The sequence below is a fragment of the Methanobrevibacter sp. genome (assembly GCF_015062985.1).
GTDB lineage: Archaea > Methanobacteriota > Methanobacteria > Methanobacteriales > Methanobacteriaceae > Methanocatella.
Window position 1 is genome coordinate 77,867 of the sequence record NZ_SUTI01000007.1, and the last position, 21,042, is coordinate 98,908.

At 32.4% G+C, this 21,042-nt stretch carries 17 protein-coding genes, 1 tRNA gene and 1 pseudogene; 6 read left to right on the forward strand and 13 right to left on the reverse strand.

What is annotated here, in order from left to right; genetic code table 11:
- Position 1: 1 nt before the first annotated feature.
- The 5 genes and pseudogenes from E7Z77_RS04765 to E7Z77_RS04785 all read right to left on the reverse strand — a co-directional run bounded on the left by E7Z77_RS04765 (position 2) and on the right by E7Z77_RS04785 (position 7,629).
- Positions 2 to 874, reverse strand: a complete 873-nt coding sequence (locus tag E7Z77_RS04765; protein ID WP_292750811.1) for a hypothetical protein — start codon at positions 872 to 874, stop codon at positions 2 to 4.
- A gap of 27 nt (positions 875 to 901) precedes the next feature.
- Positions 902 to 2,191 (reverse strand): nucleotide sugar dehydrogenase, encoded by a 1,290-nt coding sequence (locus tag E7Z77_RS04770; protein WP_292750813.1) that lies wholly within the window; start codon positions 2,189 to 2,191, stop codon positions 902 to 904.
- A gap of 36 nt (positions 2,192 to 2,227) precedes the next feature.
- Positions 2,228 to 4,939 (reverse strand): CDP-glycerol glycerophosphotransferase family protein, encoded by a 2,712-nt coding sequence (locus E7Z77_RS04775; protein WP_292750815.1) that lies wholly within the window; start codon positions 4,937 to 4,939, stop codon positions 2,228 to 2,230.
- Between the two features lie 240 nt (positions 4,940 to 5,179).
- Positions 5,180 to 5,995: pseudogene (locus E7Z77_RS09800) on the reverse strand (ABC transporter ATP-binding protein); the annotation flags it as partial.
- 863 nt (positions 5,996 to 6,858) lie between these two features.
- Positions 6,859 to 7,629, reverse strand: a complete 771-nt coding sequence (locus E7Z77_RS04785) for an ABC transporter permease (RefSeq protein ID WP_292750819.1) — start codon at positions 7,627 to 7,629, stop codon at positions 6,859 to 6,861.
- A 315-nt stretch (positions 7,630 to 7,944) separates the two neighbouring features.
- On the opposite strand from E7Z77_RS04785, the gene E7Z77_RS04790 reads away from it, so the two are divergent.
- Both E7Z77_RS04790 and E7Z77_RS04795 read left to right on the forward strand, forming a co-directional pair.
- Complete coding sequence (locus E7Z77_RS04790) at positions 7,945 to 8,859, forward strand: hypothetical protein (protein WP_292750821.1); 915 nt, start codon at positions 7,945 to 7,947, stop codon at positions 8,857 to 8,859.
- Between the two features lie 199 nt (positions 8,860 to 9,058).
- Positions 9,059 to 9,862 (forward strand): acetyltransferase, encoded by an 804-nt coding sequence (locus E7Z77_RS04795; RefSeq protein WP_292750823.1) that lies wholly within the window; start codon positions 9,059 to 9,061, stop codon positions 9,860 to 9,862.
- A 208-nt stretch (positions 9,863 to 10,070) separates the two neighbouring features.
- On the opposite strand, the gene E7Z77_RS04800 is transcribed toward E7Z77_RS04795, so the two are convergent.
- The 4 genes from E7Z77_RS04800 to E7Z77_RS04815 all read right to left on the reverse strand — a co-directional run bounded on the left by E7Z77_RS04800 (position 10,071) and on the right by E7Z77_RS04815 (position 14,544).
- A complete protein-coding gene (locus E7Z77_RS04800) occupies positions 10,071 to 10,469 on the reverse strand; it encodes a PaaI family thioesterase (protein WP_292750825.1) in 399 nt (132 codons plus the stop codon).
- A 98-nt stretch (positions 10,470 to 10,567) separates the two neighbouring features.
- Positions 10,568 to 11,902 carry an NADP-specific glutamate dehydrogenase gene (gdhA, locus tag E7Z77_RS04805; RefSeq protein WP_292750827.1) on the reverse strand — a complete coding sequence of 445 codons (1,335 nt, stop codon included), beginning with the start codon at positions 11,900 to 11,902 and terminating at the stop codon, positions 10,568 to 10,570.
- A gap of 437 nt (positions 11,903 to 12,339) precedes the next feature.
- Positions 12,340 to 13,584: a peptide chain release factor aRF-1 gene (gene prf1 / locus E7Z77_RS04810; RefSeq protein WP_292750829.1), complete on the reverse strand. Its 1,245-nt coding sequence runs from the start codon at positions 13,582 to 13,584 to the stop codon at positions 12,340 to 12,342.
- An 81-nt stretch (positions 13,585 to 13,665) separates the two neighbouring features.
- Positions 13,666 to 14,544, reverse strand: a complete 879-nt coding sequence (locus tag E7Z77_RS04815; protein WP_292750831.1) for a hypothetical protein — start codon at positions 14,542 to 14,544, stop codon at positions 13,666 to 13,668.
- Positions 14,545 to 14,821: 277 nt separating this feature from the next.
- On the opposite strand from E7Z77_RS04815, the gene E7Z77_RS04820 reads away from it, so the two are divergent.
- A complete protein-coding gene (locus E7Z77_RS04820) occupies positions 14,822 to 15,322 on the forward strand; it encodes a zinc ribbon domain-containing protein (protein ID WP_292750832.1) in 501 nt (166 codons plus the stop codon).
- Here E7Z77_RS04820 and rimI read toward each other — a convergent pair.
- Entirely contained in the window at positions 15,296 to 15,748 is a 453-nt protein-coding gene (gene rimI, locus E7Z77_RS04825) for a ribosomal protein S18-alanine N-acetyltransferase (protein WP_292750833.1), read from the reverse strand. The two genes, E7Z77_RS04820 and rimI, sit on opposite strands and share 27 nt — an antisense overlap.
- A gap of 71 nt (positions 15,749 to 15,819) precedes the next feature.
- Here rimI and E7Z77_RS04830 point away from each other — a divergent pair, with 71 nt between their 5' ends.
- From E7Z77_RS04830 to cobK, 3 genes are read left to right on the forward strand one after another with little or no spacing between them, the layout of a single operon-like run.
- On the forward strand, positions 15,820 to 16,209 hold the full coding sequence (locus E7Z77_RS04830) for a UPF0146 family protein (RefSeq protein WP_292750834.1): 390 nt from the start codon (positions 15,820 to 15,822) through the stop codon (positions 16,207 to 16,209).
- A gap of 4 nt (positions 16,210 to 16,213) precedes the next feature.
- Positions 16,214 to 18,643: a calcium-translocating P-type ATPase, PMCA-type gene (locus tag E7Z77_RS04835; protein WP_292750835.1), complete on the forward strand. Its 2,430-nt coding sequence runs from the start codon at positions 16,214 to 16,216 to the stop codon at positions 18,641 to 18,643.
- Positions 18,640 to 19,464: a precorrin-6A reductase gene (gene cobK / locus E7Z77_RS04840; RefSeq protein WP_292750837.1), complete on the forward strand. Its 825-nt coding sequence runs from the start codon at positions 18,640 to 18,642 to the stop codon at positions 19,462 to 19,464. Before E7Z77_RS04835 ends, cobK begins: the two co-directional genes overlap by 4 nt.
- Here the strand turns inward: cobK and E7Z77_RS04845 are convergent.
- The 3 genes from E7Z77_RS04845 to tuf all read right to left on the reverse strand — a co-directional run.
- Positions 19,446 to 19,529: transfer RNA gene (locus E7Z77_RS04845), tRNA-Ser, on the reverse strand. The two genes, cobK and E7Z77_RS04845, sit on opposite strands and share 19 nt — an antisense overlap.
- Before the next feature lie 35 nt (positions 19,530 to 19,564).
- Positions 19,565 to 19,873: a 30S ribosomal protein S10 gene (gene rpsJ / locus E7Z77_RS04850; RefSeq protein WP_042691424.1), complete on the reverse strand. Its 309-nt coding sequence runs from the start codon at positions 19,871 to 19,873 to the stop codon at positions 19,565 to 19,567.
- 66 nt (positions 19,874 to 19,939) lie between these two features.
- A partial coding sequence (gene tuf, locus E7Z77_RS04855; RefSeq protein ID WP_292750839.1) for a translation elongation factor EF-1 subunit alpha occupies positions 19,940 to 21,042 on the reverse strand: 1,103 nt, incomplete at its 5' end.

Consider the following 21,042-nt stretch of genomic DNA (forward strand, 5'->3'; position numbering starts at 1 on the left):
ACTAATCCAACCATTTACTTAATTTTTTATAAATCATCACATTCGCTGTGTCATTAATAAATCTATTACTATAAACACACATATCTGCGTATTCCTTGCTAAAAATGCAGGATATGTCTTCAATTATGATTTCATCTTCATAATCCTTCAATAATTCCTTAATCAGATATTTTTTTGATTCATTTTCAGGGGGCAAAGCAAACCAACAGATTAATTTTTTACAACGTGACTTAAATAAATCAACAACATCCTTCAGATATTTTTCAAGGTCTTCTTCAGACTGAGGATATGAATCAAGTTCTAAAATACAGAAGTCATGCATCGGCACTTTTCTATTTCCCCCAATATACATTGCATGGTACTCTTTAAGGAAATTATTTTTATTTATAGAGAAATTATTTATAATGGAATTAGTTTTTCTACCTATTATGTTTGAAAATAACATGCTTGTTGTTGTACATCCAACACCGAAACTATTATTTCCACCAGCAATTAAGATCCTATCAATTTCATTTTCTTCAATGCTTACAATAGGACAACCTTCAGGGATATCCAGATATAATTCTGAAAACGTTGCCAGCATAGGGCCATAAATCAATAAGTCATATTCCTCCCCCTCATTAACTACAAGTTTCATATTGACTGTTACTGGAGACTTACGGGAATATGCATTTACAACCATCCAAGACTTATCTTTAGGCCTTTTAAACATTACTAAAAGACCTTCTCTTGCAGTAACACCTATATGAGGAAATGTGCCTTTTCTCACATATTCAAGTTCATAAAAAATTTTAAAACTAGTTGCATTTGTTCTTAACCTATATACAAATGGACTTCTAATATTTAGTGATTTATTCAGAATTTCTACTCTCATTCAAACCCCCTCTCTGAATAAAAAAAATTATAAAGACCAATATATGACATCATCTTTATTTTCAAACTCTTCGCGAACAGTTTCTTTTAAATCAAATAAAACTATTTTATCTTTTGATATGTTCTCCAAATCATCAACAGTTAAATTTTCATATTCTGAGTGAGCTACACCAATGACAATTGCATCAAAATTAGTATCATACTTTTCAGATAAATTCAAATTATGTATCCTTTCTAATTCCTCAGGGATTGCATTTGGATCATTCAAAACTATATTAGCTCCACTATCTTTTAATTTTTGAATAATTTCGATTATTTTACTATTACGAATGTCATTACAGTTTTCTTTAAAAGTAACACCGCATACCAAAATATCCGCATCATTAATGTCAACATCATTTTGGGCCAATGTGTTTACAATATTATCATGAACATAATCAATCATGGATTCATTGACTTGCCTGCTTGTTTTCATCAAATTAGCATCGCAATCCAACTTGTCTGATTGATAAATTAAATAATAAGGATCAATTCCAATACAATGTCCGCCTACAAGACCCGGCTGGTATTTAACGAAATTCCATTTGGTTCCTGCAGCTTCTATCACATCATTAATATTGATGCCCATTGTATTATAAATTTTTGAAAGTTCATTGACTAAAGCAATATTCACATCTCTTTGAATGTTTTCAGTGATTTTAGCAGCTTCAGCAATCTTAATTGATTTGGCTTTAAATATTCCATTATTTAAAACAGAATCATATACATTAGCAATAATATCCAGTGATTCGTCATCCATTCCAGATACGATTTTAGTGATTTCCTCTATTCTTTTATTATTTTTACCAGGGTTTACTCTTTCAGGGGAATATCCTACTTTGAAATCTTCACCGCATTTATATCCAGAACCTTCTTCAAGAATTGGAATACAGATATCTTCAGTGACGCCAGGATAAACTGTTGATTCATAAACAACAATGGAATCTTTTGGCATGTTTCTGGCAACTGTCTCAGTAGATGATTCAATGAAACTTAAATCCGGCACATTATCATCAGTAATCGGTGTTGGAACTGTGACAATTATGAAATTGGCATTAGACAACTCTTTTTCATCACTAGTGAAATGAATATCATATTCATCCAGTGAATCTCCTTCAATTATATCAATTCCATTTTTATAACTTTCTATCTTAAATTCGCTAATATCAAAACCGATAACGTCGAATTTAGTAGATAGTAATTTGGCCAATGGTAGTCCAACATAGCCTAATCCAACAACTGCAATTTTCTTGTCTTTATTTAATAAATCACTGAACATATAAAACCCCAATAAAATAATTATTCTTTAATAATATTAATGATTGTTAATCCAAGTATAAACTCTTTCACAATTATTCTGATCAATATTGTCGAAGAAGTTATTTATTCTATCCTCATACATTTTTTCAATTTTACAATCTGATTCAATATAATATTTAATTTTAGACTTCAAATCTAATAAGTTTTTAGTAACCTCACCAAATCCCATGGTTTCATAATCAAAATATCCTCCGCTGAATGAATGGTCATCATTAGGTTGATAATATACAATAGGTTTCTTCAAATATCCGAAATCGAAAAATACTGATGAAAAATCTGTTATCATAATAGCGGATTCTCTAAATAGCTTTTGATAGTCTCCTTCACGAGAAACAGTTATTTTATCATGAATATCAAATAAATCAATAAAACGCTCATCAGTATCCCCAATTACCTTTTCCAAATTAGGGTGTGGCTTAAATACAATTTCATAACCTTGCTTTTCAGCCATATTGACGAAATCATCATCATTTAATAAGTCATTTAAACATCTGAAATAGTCAGATTCTAAAAATCTATCTTTATTGCCTGCCAAATAGTTCCTCCAAGTCGGAATGATGAGAATCTGTTTTTTTACATTATCATTTCTCAAATTATCGAATCTTGGAAGACCCAATACTTCAATCCTATCTTCATTATAACCGTAACCTGAATCCAGGAATGAGTTTCTTTCAATTGTTGAAGAAGTCAATAATAAAGATAAATTCTTATCATATTTCCTTAACCAATTAGACATGTTCCCCTGAGTAACACCATGCCTAATATAATATTTTGGAACTTTAATGGAATTAGAAAACGGCAATATCTCACCAGAAACATCAAATGGGTTTACAACACCATCTTCAGGATTTGATGAAATAACTTTATCCGCATATAAGAATAATAATTTATGTTTTAATGAAGCAAACTTGACAACATGCTTTAATTCCTTATTTAAACGGGAATAATCATTACAATCAGAAGAAATTGCATAATACTTATTAATATCATCCTTTTGATTGAGTGCATACCTATATAAATGTTCTGCATTGTCATCTGCCTTATCAACGCGATCCATGAATAAGTAAGTTTTTTTACCTTTAGTCTGATATTTGAATAGAGGATATAAAAATATCGCCAACCACCTGATAAATGCGATACTCCTGAAATTAGGCAGTTTCGCCTCCTTAATTGTCTTCAAGGTCTCCCTTTCATGATGAACTACATCAGAATACTTATAATTTTTAACATAAAATTTATTATCTCTAAATGAAACAATTCTGGAATCTTTTACAAAATAATTGCAATATTTTGAAATTGCCGAATGCCTTCTAAAACCTATGTTTAAGAAATGGGACAATACATTTCCTTTTTTAAAATCATTAATGTCCCCATTTTTATAAAACATTACTTTAATTCCGATTTGATAATCTATTCCTTCATCCAATGGAATAGAAAGGTCAAAATTATTTTTATATTGCATTGTCTCGGAGAAATAAGTAAGGTTTTTTCTGGCAGTATACTCAACTGTTTTTGAACCATAAATAAAAGTATTATTATCCCTATCTTTCCTAACTGCTTTAATTGCAATATATTTCGGATGGAAAAATGAATTTAAGGAACCTGATATATTAAGATGATTGTCCTTCAGTTCAACAATATCTATCCATAACTGGTGATTGCCCAATCTATCGAACTGTCTTTTTTTACTTCGGATATATGCATCATTCTTTTTTAAATCAAAATCCATATGTATGTCATCATTGTGCTTTGAAATCAGATAATTCCTAAGAGGACTGCTTTTAATCAATTTTTTAGAAGTTAAGGAGTCAATAGACAAATATTTTAAAACTTTACTAAAATAATACCTGAATTCATTAGCTTCTTCTTCAGTATCAAACGGAGGGAACTCCCGGGTGACCATCCATTGTATGTTATATGCCAAGGTATATTCCAAAAATTTAGGAATTCTGCCTTCTTTGTCTAAAGAATATTCTATTAAATCCATAAAATGATACTTTAACCTATCTGTAAAATATCCTTTTTTAGTTAAATTAGTATCAACAGATGAAGAACTATCCATACGTTTCCTATAATAATAAGTAGGCTCTTTTAATACACCATATGCTTTTTTATTTAATAATATCCTATTCATAAAATTAGAATCTTCAGAACTTACAAGATTTGTTTTGAATTTTTGCTCTCCGATTGCAGATTTTTTAATGAATGCACTTGAAACAGATAATTGAGGATTCTTTGGTTCTTTTTCCAAATCTATAATACGATCAGAGTCAAACCTAAAATTTAATGGGTGAGGCTTATTGCTTCTTTCAAACTCCATAATTTTAATAGCAACCACATCAATTGCATCAAAATTAGCTGAGAAAAGATTATTTACTTCTTCCAAGGTAGTTTCGGATAATCGGTCATCACTGTCTAAGAAATTTACATACTTTCCCTTAACATAATCTAGACCATTATTACGGGCACTTGCTTGACCTTGATTTTCTTGAGATAACAGAACAATATTGTCGGGAAATTTCTTTTGATAATCTAATGCAATATCCAAAGAATTATCCAAACTCCCATCATTAACAAGTATCAATTGAGTATTCTCTTTAAAATCTAAAGTCTGATTAATAATAGAATCAATAGCTTCCTTTAAATAATCTTCCGTATTATAAATTGCAATCACTATTGAAAAAATAAAAGAGTCCTCATTGTTCATATAAATTTATTATAATTAACATAATATAAATAAATATGTATAATGTTGTTATAGCAACAATAAAGAAAAATGAACTGAATTTAAATAAAAACCTTGAAAATTAATCGAATACGAAAGAAGAATAATAAAAATTCCTAAATAACACCAAAAATAATAATAAAAATTGAAAAAAATTAAAAGCAAATTTTCTTCTATTAAAGTATGATTTAAAAAAAAATAAAAAAATATTCAATTAATGAATTATCTAAATTGAATATTTCTTAATTGCTCTTTGCTTGCTTTTTCAGAATCTTTTAGATAATGGTTACATACATCATTCACATCCCCAATCTCCCTGATTTCTCCTTTGTCTATCCAAATAGCCCTATCACATAAGGATCTTATTTGAGGAATAGAATGTGAAACAAGAACCACTGTAGTTTTACCATCCATTAAAGATTTGATTTTATCACTACTTTTTCTTTTAAAATTCACATCACCAACAGATAAAATTTCATCGATTATCAAAATGTCCGGATTTACCATGGTTGCGATTGAAAAACCAAGTTTTGCAATCATACCTGAAGAGTAATTCCTGATTGGGAAATCGATGAACTCACCCAATTCTGAAAATTCAATGATTTCATCTTCTTTTTCTTGTAAGAATTTCTTACTATAACCCAGAACGGCCCCATTAAGATAAATATTTTTTCGACCGGAGTAATTACGGTCAAAACCAGCACCTAATGAAAGCAATGGTGAAATATTACCACGAGTTACGACTTTACCTTCATCTGGAGGATAAATACCAGTAATGACTTTTAATAAAGTGGATTTACCTGCACCATTATATCCTATAATACCTACTTTTTCACCCTGGTAAATTTTAAAAGAAATATCTTTTAATGCTTGGAATTTGATTTTTTTATGTTTTGTTCTTTTAATTGTACGAATAACAGATTCTTTAAGAGTATCAATTCTATCAGTAGCAACATCAAAGCTTAAATCAACATGTTCTACTTCAATAGAAACATCGGATTGATATCCTGGAACAATATCTGAAACTAAAGAATCAACAGTGGAAGTGTCTCCAACTACATCCGCCTTCTCCAAGGATTTATTTTCGTCTGAAGAATTTTCTGCATCATCTTTACCATCAACTTCCTCAACATTCTTCAAAGGCTTAGGTTCAGATACCGGAACATCAGCATCCTTCTTCAAAGGCTTAGGTTTGGAACCAACATTAGAAACAATTTTCTTTAAAGAACTGAATTTACCTTTGTTTTCAACATCATCTTCCTTTTTCAAGGAATTCACTTCAGATGCATTATCTTCCATAAACTTATCCTTCAAAGAAACTTCCTCATCAGGGCCTGATTTGTCATAGCCCTCTGAAATTTCAGGAATAATATCACTTATTTTTCTTGAATCAGAAACAGCAGATTTTTCTTGATTTTCTTGTTTTTCCCTATCCAAAACATGTTGCGGAATGATTACATCAGCATCATCATGAGTGTCTAATTTTTGTAAATTAGACTTTTTCATAGGTTTTTTAGTTGGTTTAGAAGTGTTTTCAGACTTTTCTTTAGATTTAACATTATCACTGACTTGATTATTATCTTTTACAGACTTTTTAGCCGGATTGACATTGCCCATAGAATCCTTTTCATCAACAACCTTATTAATTACTTGATTATCTTTTTTAGCAGGTTGTGCATTTGATTTCTCAGAAGGAGTCTGGCCTTTATTTTCTATGCGTTGCAATACTGCTTCAGCTTCTTCTTGAGAAATATCATATTTTTCCATTAATTTCCTTATTATTCTTTGTCTTTGACCCTCATTAGAATTTTCATTTTGAGGTGCATTATTTTCATTAATGGAATCGCTATTTAATGATTTTCCAAAGGTTATTTTTTTATCCTGACTCATTTAAATCCCCTCTAAAACTTCATTGCTACTTTGTATTGATATTTTTTAAAGATAATAATACCGAATACTAAAAATATTGAGGAAAGCAATAATGAATTAATGATATTCAATACATCCGGAATTGTTCCCCAAATTGCAAAATGTCTAAATTGATCTATAACCCAGAATGTAGGGTTAAGAATCATATATTGATGATATGGTTCTGGAATAATTTCCATTGGATAAAATAACGCAGATGCATACATCAGCATCATGGTTACTACACCCCATAAATGTTTAATATCAGTGTAATAAACACATAAAATTGATAATACGAGCCCTATACCAGTTATCATCATTATTAATGAAATTATAGGTATGATTGAAAAAGGTATTGTATTAAAGTGGAACGGTGCTCTAGTAGCAACCATAACTACAGCAAGAATGATTAATGTAATTATGAAATTTAAAAATTCTGAAATAACACTTCCCAAAACAAAAACACTTTTTGGAGCTGCAGTTTTTACCAAAATATTCTGATTGCCCTTAATAGCATTCATACACATATTTGTTCCTGCAGTGAAAAAATCAAATAAACATTTACCTGCTAAGAAATAAACAGGATAATTCTCAATTCTACGTCCAAATATTGTAGAGAAAATGATTGTTAATAAAATCATTATTAATAATGGTTTTAAAACACTCCACAAAATTCCAAGTACGGAATCTTTATATTTTGATGCAAAATTTTTCTTAACTATCTCTTCCAAAAGAAAAAAATTGCCTTTACTACCTACTTTCATAAAAGCCCACATTTTATATTTTTTAATAAAAATTTATATTATACATATACTTCTCTAAAATAAATTATTTAAATATTTAGTATAATTTCAGAATATGGCATAATCTTTTTTAATAATTAAAAAATGATGAAATCATAATGTAAAAACTAAATTTGATACAACAACAACCCGTATTGATTATAAATAATGAAATACAAATTATAATTATTAAGAATGAATTAATTAAATGGATAATTTGCAATTCATTCAGATTTAAACTTAACGAATCTGTAAAATGACGTTATGAATAATGAAATTAAAAAAAATGGGAAAAATATGAAAAACTTAGTTGATAAAGTTATCGAATTAGATTATGATGATGTGGAAAATTATAATTTTCCATTAGATGAACCTTTTGGACTGGAAGTTAACTATAAAGGCATTAAGTATTGTCTTGTTATTAGATTATCCTCCAATAATAAAAATTTAATTTGCTGCGGACCCGGAGCTCATGGAAGAACCGTGAAGACCTCAGACGGCAAATATAAAAAACCTCCATTTATTCATCGATGGTCATGGTTCAAATATTTCGATGAATCATTTATTGCATATGCAGACCCGATTTTCTTTTATGATGAACGAATTACCCTAGGATGGCTAGTTGGAGACAAAAACCAATGGTATCTCGAAACTCTTTCAGAGATAATCAAAAAAATCTGTAAGAATCAAAACATTTATACCAATAATATCTTATTTTACAGCAGTTCTGGAGGAGGATTTACTTCAATTGGGCTTGGAGCTCTAATAAAAGGATCTAAGGTTTTGGTTAATAATTCCCAAATGAATGTTATGAATTATCATGAATTCCACATCGACCATCTTTTCAGAATATTATATAAGGAATTTCCGGGCTTAACAAAAAACCAAATTATCAATAAGATAGGCCATAGGCTAGACATGGTCAAGTTATTCAGAAAAGAAAAATATGTACCGCCCATCACTTATTACGTAAATGTTGAATCAGATGATGACCTTTATAACCATTGTATTCCTTTCATCAATGATATTAAAAAACTTCCTTACTTCAACAATGATTTGATAATTCACTTTTATAGAGAAATTAAGGATTCAACACATGGTCCCCTTCCTGTTCAAAAATCCGTAGATATTATCAGGGAATTTGTTAAAACATATCTATACAACAAAGAAGAAACTGAAAGCAATGAACTTAAAAATAACTTGCTGAAATGAATCAACTAAAGAAAAAATCACTTTAAATATCTAAGTTTTCCGAATAATTTAAATTTAGAATTTCATATTTTGGTACAAAACGAGAATACTACCTTAAAAACACACGATAGTTTAAATAATATAAAAAAACTAAAATAAATACAATTATACTTCAAGATTTATTGGATTATATATTAAATAACTAAAGGGATAGGATTTTATGGAATTAGTTAGGAATTCAGAAGACATTAGTAAATTAGAAAATAATCGTTTAATTGGCGAACCCGAATTAATAAATACAAGAATACAGTTTGCCGGAACAAACAATATCTTGGTTTGTGAAGGAGACATAAAACTAACAAATGCAAATATTTCATTTAATGGTAGTAATTCAATCGTTTATTTATCATACTCTCAAGTTACCTACCGTTTCAATATAATAATCAGAAATAATTCTGCATTGTTTATTGGAAAAAACAATAAAATCGGATCCACTGAGATTCATGTTGAAGAACATCAAAACGTAATCATCGGTGACGATTCCATCATTGGAAGTGGAGTCAGCATTAGAACATGTGATTCATATCCTATTTATGATTTCGAAACAAAACAGAGAGTTAATTTTTCAGACAGTATCCTTATCGGTGACCATGTTTGGATTGATAACCGTTCCTATGTTTCTAAAGGTAGTCAAATAGGCTCAGGTTCAATAATAGGCGTGAACAGTTACTTGCCTCCAAATGCAGTGATTCATTCAAATATCCTCGCTCAGGGAAATCCAATTCAAATAGTCCGTGAAAATGTCTTTTTCACCAAAGACTTCGTAGGGTCATGCACCGCTGATGACACACTCAATTATGCAACATACAAAAGCAACATATTCCAATATGAATACGCAAGCAATGAGACATTATCATTCCAAAAGATTGATGAAATATTAAAAAATTTAACTGTTTCTGAAAAATTAGATTTTATTGATAAGCTACTCATTAAAAACAAGCGTAAAAACAGATTTTATTATTAAAAAATAATTTTTTACCTAAAACAACCTCACCATCAACATAATTAATCAATAAGTTGATTTTGCTAAAAATAAGTATATATAAAAAATTTCAGAGTCATTGAAACAACCCTGAAATCAAAATTTTTCACGACTTTGTTTTATAAGTCAATTTAATATTTTGAAGTCATATAATATAAATTAAATGGTTTCAATGAAAAGATGATAATAATTATAATTTGAAACCGGTTCCCACAAACTGAGCAACATCACGACCGATATCATCTGAAACATTTACAATAACTATGGAAGAAGTTTTCCCATTTTTACGGCAATATGCCTCAGCTATTAATTTATCCCCTTTTGGAGCGGACAAATAATTAATGCTCACTTGCTGAGCAACAGTTAACTGGTGAATTTGATTAGACAAAACTGCGAAAGCAAAATCGGCTAATGTGAATATCACACCACCCATCACGCCTCCATAAGCGTTCCTGTGTTCATCAGTTAATTCCAGACTGCAGATAGCTTCATCCTCTGTTAAGCTATCCAATGTTACTCCAGTGTTTACTGCAAATTTATCCTTGTAAAAAAATTCTCTTGCTTCTTCAATTGACTCGAAATTAGCCATAATATCTACCAATAATAAATTGTTGTTCATTTTAAATAAATTATCCGAATATTAATTCAGGACATGAAAATAAAAAAAGAAAAGAAAAACAAGGAACTCTATACGATTCCTTGTGCGTTCATAGCGTCAACTACTTTTTTGAATCCAGCAATGTTTGCTCCTGCAACATAGTTTTTATCTAAACCATATTCTTCAGCAGCAGCTGCAACATTTGCAAAGATGTCTTCCATGATTGTTTGAAGTCTGTTGTCTACTTCTTCAAAGGTCCATGATAATCTTTGTGAGTTTTGTGACATTTCTAAAGCAGAAGTAGCTACACCACCTGCATTGGATGCTTTACCCGGTGAGAATAAAACTCCATTTTCTTGTAAGTATTCAGTAGCTTCAATGGTTGTTGGCATGTTTGCTCCTTCAGCCACAGCAATTACACCATTTTCAACTAAGGTTTTTGCATCTTCTAATTGTAATTCGTTTTGGGTAGCACATGGAAGAGCGATATCACATTTAATAGTCCATACGCCTTTACCTTCATGGTATTCAGCACTTTCTCTTGCTTCAGCGTATGCAGTTAATCTTTCTCTTCTTACTTCTTTGATTTCTTTTAATAACTCAACGTCGATTCCTTCAGGGTCGTAAATCCAACCGGTTGAATCGGAACAGGATACAGGTTTACCGCCTAATTGTTGAGCTTTTTCGATTGCGTAAATTGCAACATTACCTGCACCGGATACTGCAATGGTTTTTCCTGCAATATCAATATCATTAGCTTTTAACATTGCGTTAGTGAAGTATAATAATCCATATCCAGTAGCTTCAGTTCTTGCAAGGGAACCACCGAATGATAATCCTTTACCGGTTAGCACTCCTTCATATAATCCTCTGATTCTTTTGTATTGGCCAAATAAGAAACCGATTTCGCGACCGCCTACACCGATATCCCCTGCAGGCACATCAGTATCAGCTCCAATGTATTTGCATAATTCAGTCATGAAACTTTGACAGAATGCCATGATTTCCCTATCGGATTTTCCTTTAGGATCAAAGTCGGATCCACCTTTTCCTCCACCAATTGGAAGGCCGGTTAATGAATTTTTGAAAATTTGTTCGAAACCTAAGAATTTGATAATACCTAAATTTACAGAAGGGTGGAAACGTAATCCACCTTTGTAAGGTCCAATTGCACTGTTGAATTGTACACGGTATCCTGTGTTAACTTGCACTTGTCCGTTGTCATCTATCCATGGGACACGGAATTTGAATTGTCTTTCAGGATTTGTCAATCTTTCAAGAAGTGCATTTTTTCTGTATTCTTCTTCGTTTTCTTCAATTACAACCCTTAAGGATTCCATTACTTCGCGTACAGCTTGATGGAATTCTGGTTCTGAAGGGTTTTGTTCAATAATGGTTTCAATTACTTCATCTACGTATGACAAAAATATTCCTCCAAATTACATTTAGATTTATTTTTTGATATCATTAAATTTTCAAATTTGTCACTGGAATTTCAGCAACATTTAACAATATATTTAATTATATGCATCTTCTAATATTTAAATATTTTTCAATTTTTAATAAAATAATCGAATATTATTCATAAAATTGTAAATATATCTTAAACATATTATAAAAAATATTAAAAAAAATAATTAACTGGATATTTCTTTTAAGGTAAAAATTTAAAATGTCTAATGATAATTATTAATTAATGTACAAAGTCGGAAAATATTTGCCAACCGAAAAATTCCGAATATGAAACAGATTTTGTAAAAAAAATATTACATTTAAAATGAATCCCAAAACATGCATAAAAAAAATAAAAAAAAGAGAATATTATAAAAAATTTGGATTAATCTCCAAATTCCCCTAATACTTAATATTCAACGTAATATCTTAAAATCGCACCTATTCCACCAAAAGCTCTGAAAAGTTGCATTCCTTCTTCAGTTTCGGTGGAAATAAACTCGACATCAGTATTTACTTCTTCAGCTTTTTCAACGAATTCTTCTGCCAAATCCATGGAAGATTCCTCTTTCATCAGTTCATTACAATTAGGACATCTTTCCTCAATTTTATCTGCTTCTGCTTGAGTTTTGACAGTGAATTCCTTTTGTGTACCGCAGCTTGGGCAAACAAAGGTTTTACGCATGCTTGATAAGTCTTCAGATAAGAGCAATGTGTCAACAGCACCCATAATCAAGTTTTTTCTAACCTCATCTTCACCGTATGAGTAAAGCCCCTTATCCTTTCTCAATTCCTGAATGAATCTCTGAACAAGTTTTTTCTCTTGCATTACATCAAGAGTTGCCAAATCATCAGCTGATTTTGCTATAACTTCACGGATACCCTCTTCACCAGTGTAAGATGTATCTACAATGGACATGACTTTCTCTTTAAGTTCATAATGAAGATAGTCACCTTCATAGAAGTCTTTTTTAGTGAAACCAGGTCCTCCAATGATGATTCCTTTCAAATCATCTTTATTTGGCAGGAATGCCTCGTTCATATGGTCTCCGATACGTTTCAAAAATTGGTGAGCGAGATCTTCGATTACACGATCGAACCTTCTTTGTGATTGACCACCCGCTTTGTGCTTTCCAGGAACACCGCTTGTTATATGGCCAAGAATAGTTTCTTTTTTACCTTTTAATGTAGCGTATGTAGCTTCGTTTCTGTCAATTACTGCTACCCCATAAATGTCGCGTTCCTCTATCATATATTCCAAAGGCTCTAAGAAGAATTCATTATTACATTTATACCAATAGGTTGTAACCGGTTCCGGTGGCTCAATAATATATTTTTCCATTTTCTCGGTACCCGGACCGCCTTTAGGAATCATACCCACAAATAAAACCAGACCGTTTTCGGGAGGTTGCCTGTATAATTTTATGCTTTCCAAGATTACAGCAATAGCAGACTGTACATTTTTTCTTGTCTGTTTACTCTTAATGTTAGCACTCTGACCCATTTCATCTCTCATGTGCTTACCAACATCACTTAATTGTTTGGTTGGTGGAATATATACGGAAACAAGCTCAGTACCTCTACCTCTCTTTTGAGCTAATTCCTTTAAGGTTTTTTTAAATTCATATAATTCTTTTGATGAAACTCCTGACATATTATCCCTATAAAAATTAAATTAATATAATATTTATAATTATGTTAATAGGAATATAAATAATTAATTAAAAAATAGCGATTAAGATAAAATTTTATCTCCAAATTTATTAAATAATTTTATATCCTCTTCGGAAATGGTGTTCAATTCAAGCAAATCCATGTCTGTTATTTCAAGCACTTCACGAGCCAGATGAACATATGTGTCCGGATATTCGTTATAACCAAACAGATGCCAAATGACATCACCTTCAAAAACTATTTCCAGATACCAGTCATAGCCTTCCAAATCATCAGGGTCTCGAGTATTGGATTTGAGATGATATTCATCGAAAATCCATGAGTAAACATGGAAGTTCCCCAAAAGTTCCAAAATTTTATTTTCATCCTCCGGCGACAATTCCTTTTCAATATATCCGTTAATTGTCCTCTCATCAAAATTGATTATCAGCCGAGGTTTTGGAATGTCATAGGGATATGCCTGGTAATGGCCGAATTCGATAGTCCTGATTTTTAACTTCACTCCGTTAAAGTAAACTCCATCCTTTTTAATATCATAATACAGGGGAGTTGCTAAATGCTTCTGATAATCCAAATGCAAAACATCAAAACCGAAAAAATCCCTTAATAATTCGCCAAACCTCTCCCAGGCCTGTGGAAAATTATTTTTAAAGCTGTACTCCTCATAATTATCGCTGGAGTATATGATGACATTGCAGGAATAGATCAATTCCAATTTTTCAAAATAGAAAAATTTCTCTGATTCAAAATTATCGAACAAATCCAGTTTATTGAAATCAAAAAGAAACCTGTCCGCCTTTTCATTATCGAATGTGCGAATTTCACTGGTCATATTACGCCTGAGACCGACCAATATATCTATCCATGAATCATCACAAAGGGAACTTTCCTCAAGAAACTTATCACCGCTTCCCCGTTCAGAAATTTTATAATACGCCATATTACTATTGAAATCTATAGTAAAACATTCATAATGGCGGTTAAGACGTTTAAAGTTAAATCTCTGAGTAATTTCTATTTTTTCAATCATAAATATCAATAATTGTTAAATAATCATTAGTGGTTACTTTAATAATATATTGACCAAGTTTAATATAATTATCTCCTATTAACTTCCGAACAATTTTTCTAAAAACATCAGCGCCGGAATGAATAATTTAAATATTAAGACAACCTTTATTTATACATAGCATTATTAATTATAATTAAGTGATAAAATGGTTTTAAGAAGATGCCCTCAATGCGGCTCAACAAGCGATGATGTCTATGGTTTTTGTATAAAGTGCGGGTATGAATTTCCAAAAATGGAACCTGAACAGAATACCTGCCCATTATGCGGATATTCCAATCCTGATGAAGCCGATTTTTGTGTAAAGTGTGGAACCCCACTGATTTTCAAAAATAGTGATGTGAAACCAGTCATTATCAGAAAAAATGACCTAAATAGCCACTCATTTGAAAGGACAAAACAACCGAACATGTGGCTTATAGTATTCGGGTACGTATTTTCAATTTTGGGAGGCATTCTAGGATTAATCATCGCAATATACCTTTCAACAAGAAAAGATCCCGTATACAGAAAACATGGACATATCCAATTGGCCATTTTCGGATTCTACATACTCTTAATTGCGATATTTTATGCAACAGGAAATCTCTCCGGAGACATACTGACCAATTATCAGCAAATATTAGCGGGCAACTTTAGCTCTCTTTAAAGGCAGATACATTATTATGGCGCCATCCCCATTTTCATAGTATCCCGGAACGGTTCTGTCTATTTTAAAATTAAAATTTTTATAAAACTCAACAGCACCATCATTATTCTCATTTACTTCAAGAAAAATAGTATCAATATTCAACAATGACAATATGGCTATGGCCTTTACTAAAAGCTGAGTTCCGGCACCTTTCCTTCTGTAATTTTTATCAACAGCTATTGAAATGATATGGCCCTGATTTTCATATTTGACCCAGAACATCACATATCCAATAACATATCCTTCATCTTCAGCCACCAAAAAACCTATTCCCATCTCATATAACTGCTGAAACATGTTTATTCCATAAGATTGGTTAAATGACATGTTTTCTATTTCAAAAACTCTTTTTAAATCAGTTGGAACAAACTTTCTAATAATCATATTAACATTAATTATTAAAAACAATGTATTTAATAGTTTGTATTGTTAATATTTAATTAGAGGAAAAAATCATGTGGGAAGATTTCAAGGATTATATTCTGAATGAAATTGGGAACAATGAGGTTAAAATAGCGGAAATAGGTGTTGGAAAATTTGATAAAATTGCCGAAACCCTATCAGAAAAAGAAAATATAACCGTTATTAAAATTGACATTTTGCCGGCAGACGATACAATCATCAAAGACGATATTACCAAGCCCAATCTTGACCTTTACAGAGATGTAGACATCATATATTCCATCAGACCTCCAAGTGAACTTCAGCCATACCTCGTAGACCTGGCCATGAAAATCGACTCGCAGCTTATAATTAAGCCATTGACAAATGAAGATTTAAATACTGGTAAAATAAAAATGAAATTAAAAAACTTTAAAAAAGCTAGTTTTTACTGTTTAAGGTGATTTGATGAGTGACATATTATCCAAGTTCAATACATCAATAAATGGGCTCAGCGACGAAGAAGTCCTGAAAAGACATGAAAAATATGGGCTGAATAAGCTGGATGAAAAAAAACCAACACCATTAATCGTTTTATTCTTATCCCAGTTCGTCGATATCCTAATTGGGTTGTTGTTAATTGCTGCAGTTGCCGCATTTTTTGTTGGAGACATAATTGATGCTGGAGTAATTCTCCTTGCCGTTTTATTGAATACGATAATGGGTTTTATTCAGGAGTACAGATCACAAAGAGCCGTGGAAAGCCTTAAGAATTTAATCGTTGAAAAAGCAATAGTCAAAAGAAACAATGTTACCATTGAAGTTGACTCCGAAACATTAACTCTCGGAGATATTGTGGTTTTGGAGGAAGGCAATAAGGTACCTGCAGATTTAATACTAATTGAAACGAAAAATTTGAGTTGCGATGAATCTTCACTTACAGGAGAATCCGAAGCCGTAAAAAAAGAAGTCAATGATAAGGTGTATATGGATTCCAATATCCTTTCAGGACATGCATTGGGAGTCGTGAGTGAAATTGGAATGGAAACAGAAATCGGGAAAATCGCAAGCATCGTCCAGGAAGATGAAGATCCCACACCCCTTGAAATCAGAGTGGGGAAACTTGGAAAAATATTGTCTGCAATAGCTATTGTCGTTTGTGTTGCAATCTTTATTATCGAACTGTTGCAGGGGACATCACTTGTTGAAACTTTTATGACAGCCGTTTCACTTGCAGTTGCCGCAATCCCCGAAGGCCTGCCTGCAGTTTTGACTTTAACACTCGCATTGGGGATGTCCGAAATGGCAAAATCAAATGCCATCGTTAAAAAATTATTGTCAGTGGAAACATTGGGCTCATGTACAATAATCTGCAGTGATAAAACAGGCACCCTGACTGAAAATAAAATGACTGTTGTGGATAGTTTTTTCCTGAATGAGGATAAAACACTCTTAATTTCAAAATTATGTAATAATGCAGCCATCAACAATGGTAAACTAATTGGAGACCAGACAGATGGAGCTATCCTAAAATATTCAAACGATTATGAAGCCTCCCTTGAAAGGGTTGATGAAATCGCACTTGACAGTTATCGTAAAATGATGACTACTATACATAGACTAGATAATGAAAATAACATTGTCTTGACCAAAGGTGCTCCAGAAATAATTTTAGACAAATGCAATCATATAGATGATGATGGAAGTATAAAAATAATTACTCCTCAAATAAAGGAAAACATATTGAAAAAAATTGACGAAATGAGTGACGATGCTCTAAGAGTAATCGGATTTGCATATAAGATTAATGAAACTGAAAATCCTGAAGAAAATTTAATATTTACCGGATTGCTGGGACTGATGGATCCTCCAAAAGAGAATGCGAAAAAATCAATCGATGACTGTATCAAAGCAGGAATCGAAGTTAAAATGATTACAGGAGACCACCAAAAAACAGCATGCGCAATTGCAGAAGACCTCGGAATATTGACTACAGGCAGAGTGATAACCGGTGACGAACTGGAAGAACTGACAGACGAGGAGTATCTGTCAATTGCAGAAGACATTCAAGTCTATGCAAGAGTCAAGCCCGCACAGAAAATGCGAATTGTTGAAACTCTTAAGAAATTAGGAAACATTGTTGCAATGACAGGAGATGGAGTCAATGATGCTCCTGCCCTTAAAAAAGCATCTATTGGAGTTTCAATGGGTGATGGAACTGATGTGGCTAAAGAAGCATCAGATATGATTTTACAGGATAATGACTTTACAACAATCGTTAAAGCTATAAAAGAAGGACGTAAAATTTATGACAACATCAAAAGATTTGTAAAATTCCAGGTATCAACAAATGTCGGGGCGATACTTACAATAATCGGAACTTCACTTTTGAGTCTGCCGCTGCCATTTAATCCTGCACAGCTATTGTGGCTCAACATCGTGATGGACGGACCTCCCGCACAGACATTAGGTATCGAAGGAGCTGAAAAGGACACAATGGAAAGGCCACCTGAAACCGGAGACATCATAACGAAAAATACATTGCTCCAGATATTTGGCGCAGGCCTTGTAATGGCAATCGGAACAGTAATCGTATTCTGGTGGCAGATTACAAGTGGCGTTTCAACCCAAAAAGCAATGACCGTTGCATTCACATTATTTGTGGTTTATCAGCTGTTTAATGCATTTAACTGTAGGGCAAACTCCGAAAAATCAAGCAAATACCTATATATTGGAATCATACTTTCATTTATACTCCAATTACTAATAATCTATTTGCCGCAGCTTCAAATCATATTCAGAACAACATCAATCGGATTAACAGAATGGATTATCATAGTAATTGTTGCATCAACAATACTTGTCTCACAGAGAATAATGGATAAGGTGATGAAATGAAAATCTTTCTTTTAGGAGGCACCAAAGACTCAATAAACATCATAGAATTTATTAAAGAGAATTATGATGCATACATTTTAACAACCACCACAACCGAATATGGTGCAAGACTGGCTCGTGAAGGCGGAAGTGACGATACAATAGCTCGTCCGCTACCTAAAGAAGAGATAATTGAAATAATAGCTGACGGAAATTATGACATTCTGATTGACGCTACACATCCCTTCGCATCACACATAACACAAACCAGCATAAGTGTAGCAAATGAATTGAAAATTCCATATATCCGCTTTGAGAGACCTACCACAAACCTTGAAAACATAGACACTTCCCATATTCATTATGTAGATTCATTTGTTGAAGCAGGAAAATTAATATCAGAAAAGTTTAGTCAAGGAAATGTACTGCATTTTGCAGGAGCCAACACCATGGCTGATGTGCTGGAAAATGTTGAAAGCGAAAGGTTCTATCCAAGGATTTTGAAAGTTGAAAGTTCAATTGAAAAATGCAATTCCCTTGGAATAAACCCGGAACACATAATCTCAATGAAAGGGGCCGCCACTACTGAAGAGAACATCGAATTGATTGAAAGATACAATGCAAGTGTCATGATTACAAAGGAAAGCGGTGAAGTTGGCGGTGTAATCGAAAAAATAGAAGCCGCAAACAAAAAAGACATTGCAGTAGTCATGATACAAAGACCAAAAATAGATGAGTTAAATAAAAAAGATGTAGTATCTAATTTGGATGAATTAGACATCAAATTAAAAAAACTTTTTTTAAAAATAGATATAAAAATAAACGCCGAGACTGGGATTTGAACCCAGGCGAGGGTTACCTCACAGGATTTCAAGTCCTGCGCCTTACCAGACTAGACTATCTCGGCATATGAAAAGGAATATTTAGAAAGGATCTAAATATTTAACCTTTAAGTTCAATTTCAATACTTACATTATCAGGAACATTTACTTTCATAACTTGTCTCATAGCACGTTCATCAGCTCCAATACCGATTAAACGTTTATGAATTCTAAGTTCCCATTTTTCCCAAGAAGCTTTACCTTCTCCATCTGGAGATTTTCTTGTAGGCACTACTAATTTTTTAGTAGGTAATGGGATAGGACCAGATAAATCAACACCAGTTCTTTCAGCAATTTTTTTGAGTTGATCACATACATAAGCTAATTTTTCTGGATCTGTTCCTGTAAGCTTAATTCTTGCTTGATTCATTTATTTTCCTCCAAAAAACAAAAATAAAAGAAAGTAAAAAATACTTTCTAATTATTGTTTACAAACTTATTTTGCTGGGGTAACTTTAAGACATAAACCAGCAGCAACAGTTTGACCCATATCTCTGATAGCAAATCTACCCATAGGAGGAATGTTTTTAGCTTCTTCCATAACCATAGGTTTGGTAGGTTTGATTTGTACGATAGCTGCGTCACCAGTTCTGATGAAGTCTGGTTTTTCAGCTTGAGGTTGACCAGTAGCAGGGTCTAATTTTGAAGTTAATTCTAAGAAAGTACATGCAGTTTGGGAAGTGTGACAGTGGAATACAGGAGTGTATCCAACGGTAATTACACCAGGGTGTTGTAATACAACAACTTGTGCAGTAAATTCTTTAGCAACAGTAGGTGCGTCAGAAGTGTGTCCAGCTACGTCTCCTCTTCTGATATCGTTTTTACCAACACCTCTTACGTTGAATCCGATGTTGTCACCAGGTTCAGCTACGTCGAATACTTCGTGGTGCATTTCGATAGATTTAACTTCTCCGGAAGCTCCAGCAGGTTCAAAGATAACGTTTTCACCTTTTTTCATTATACCAGTTTCAACTCTTCCTACAGGTACGGTACCTACACCAGTAATGGAGTAAACGTCTTGAATAGGAATTCTTAATGGTAAGTCGACAGGTTTTTCAGGTGGAGTTAATTTGTCTAATTCATCCATGAGAGGGGAACCTTTGTACCAAGGCATGTTGTCACTTTTTTCTTTAATGTTGTCTCCTTCAAATGCGGAAAGAGGGATGAAAGGTACGGTAGCAGGATCTCTACCAATGGATTTGAGTAAAACGCCAACTTCTTCTTTAACTTCATTGAATCTTTCTTCACTGTAATCAACCATATCCATTTTGTTGACTGCAATGATGATTTGTTTAATACCTAAAGTCATAGATAAAAACATGTGTTCTTTGGTTTGTGGCATTACACCATCTTTAGCATCTACTACTAATACAGCAGCGTCAGCTTGGGATGCACCGGTAATCATGTTTTTAACGAAGTCTCTGTGTCCAGGACAGTCTACAACAGTGTAGTCGTATTTGTTGGTGGAGAATTTTTGGTGAGCTAAATCGATAGTTACTCCTCTTTCTCTTTCTTCTCCTAATTTGTCCATAACAAATC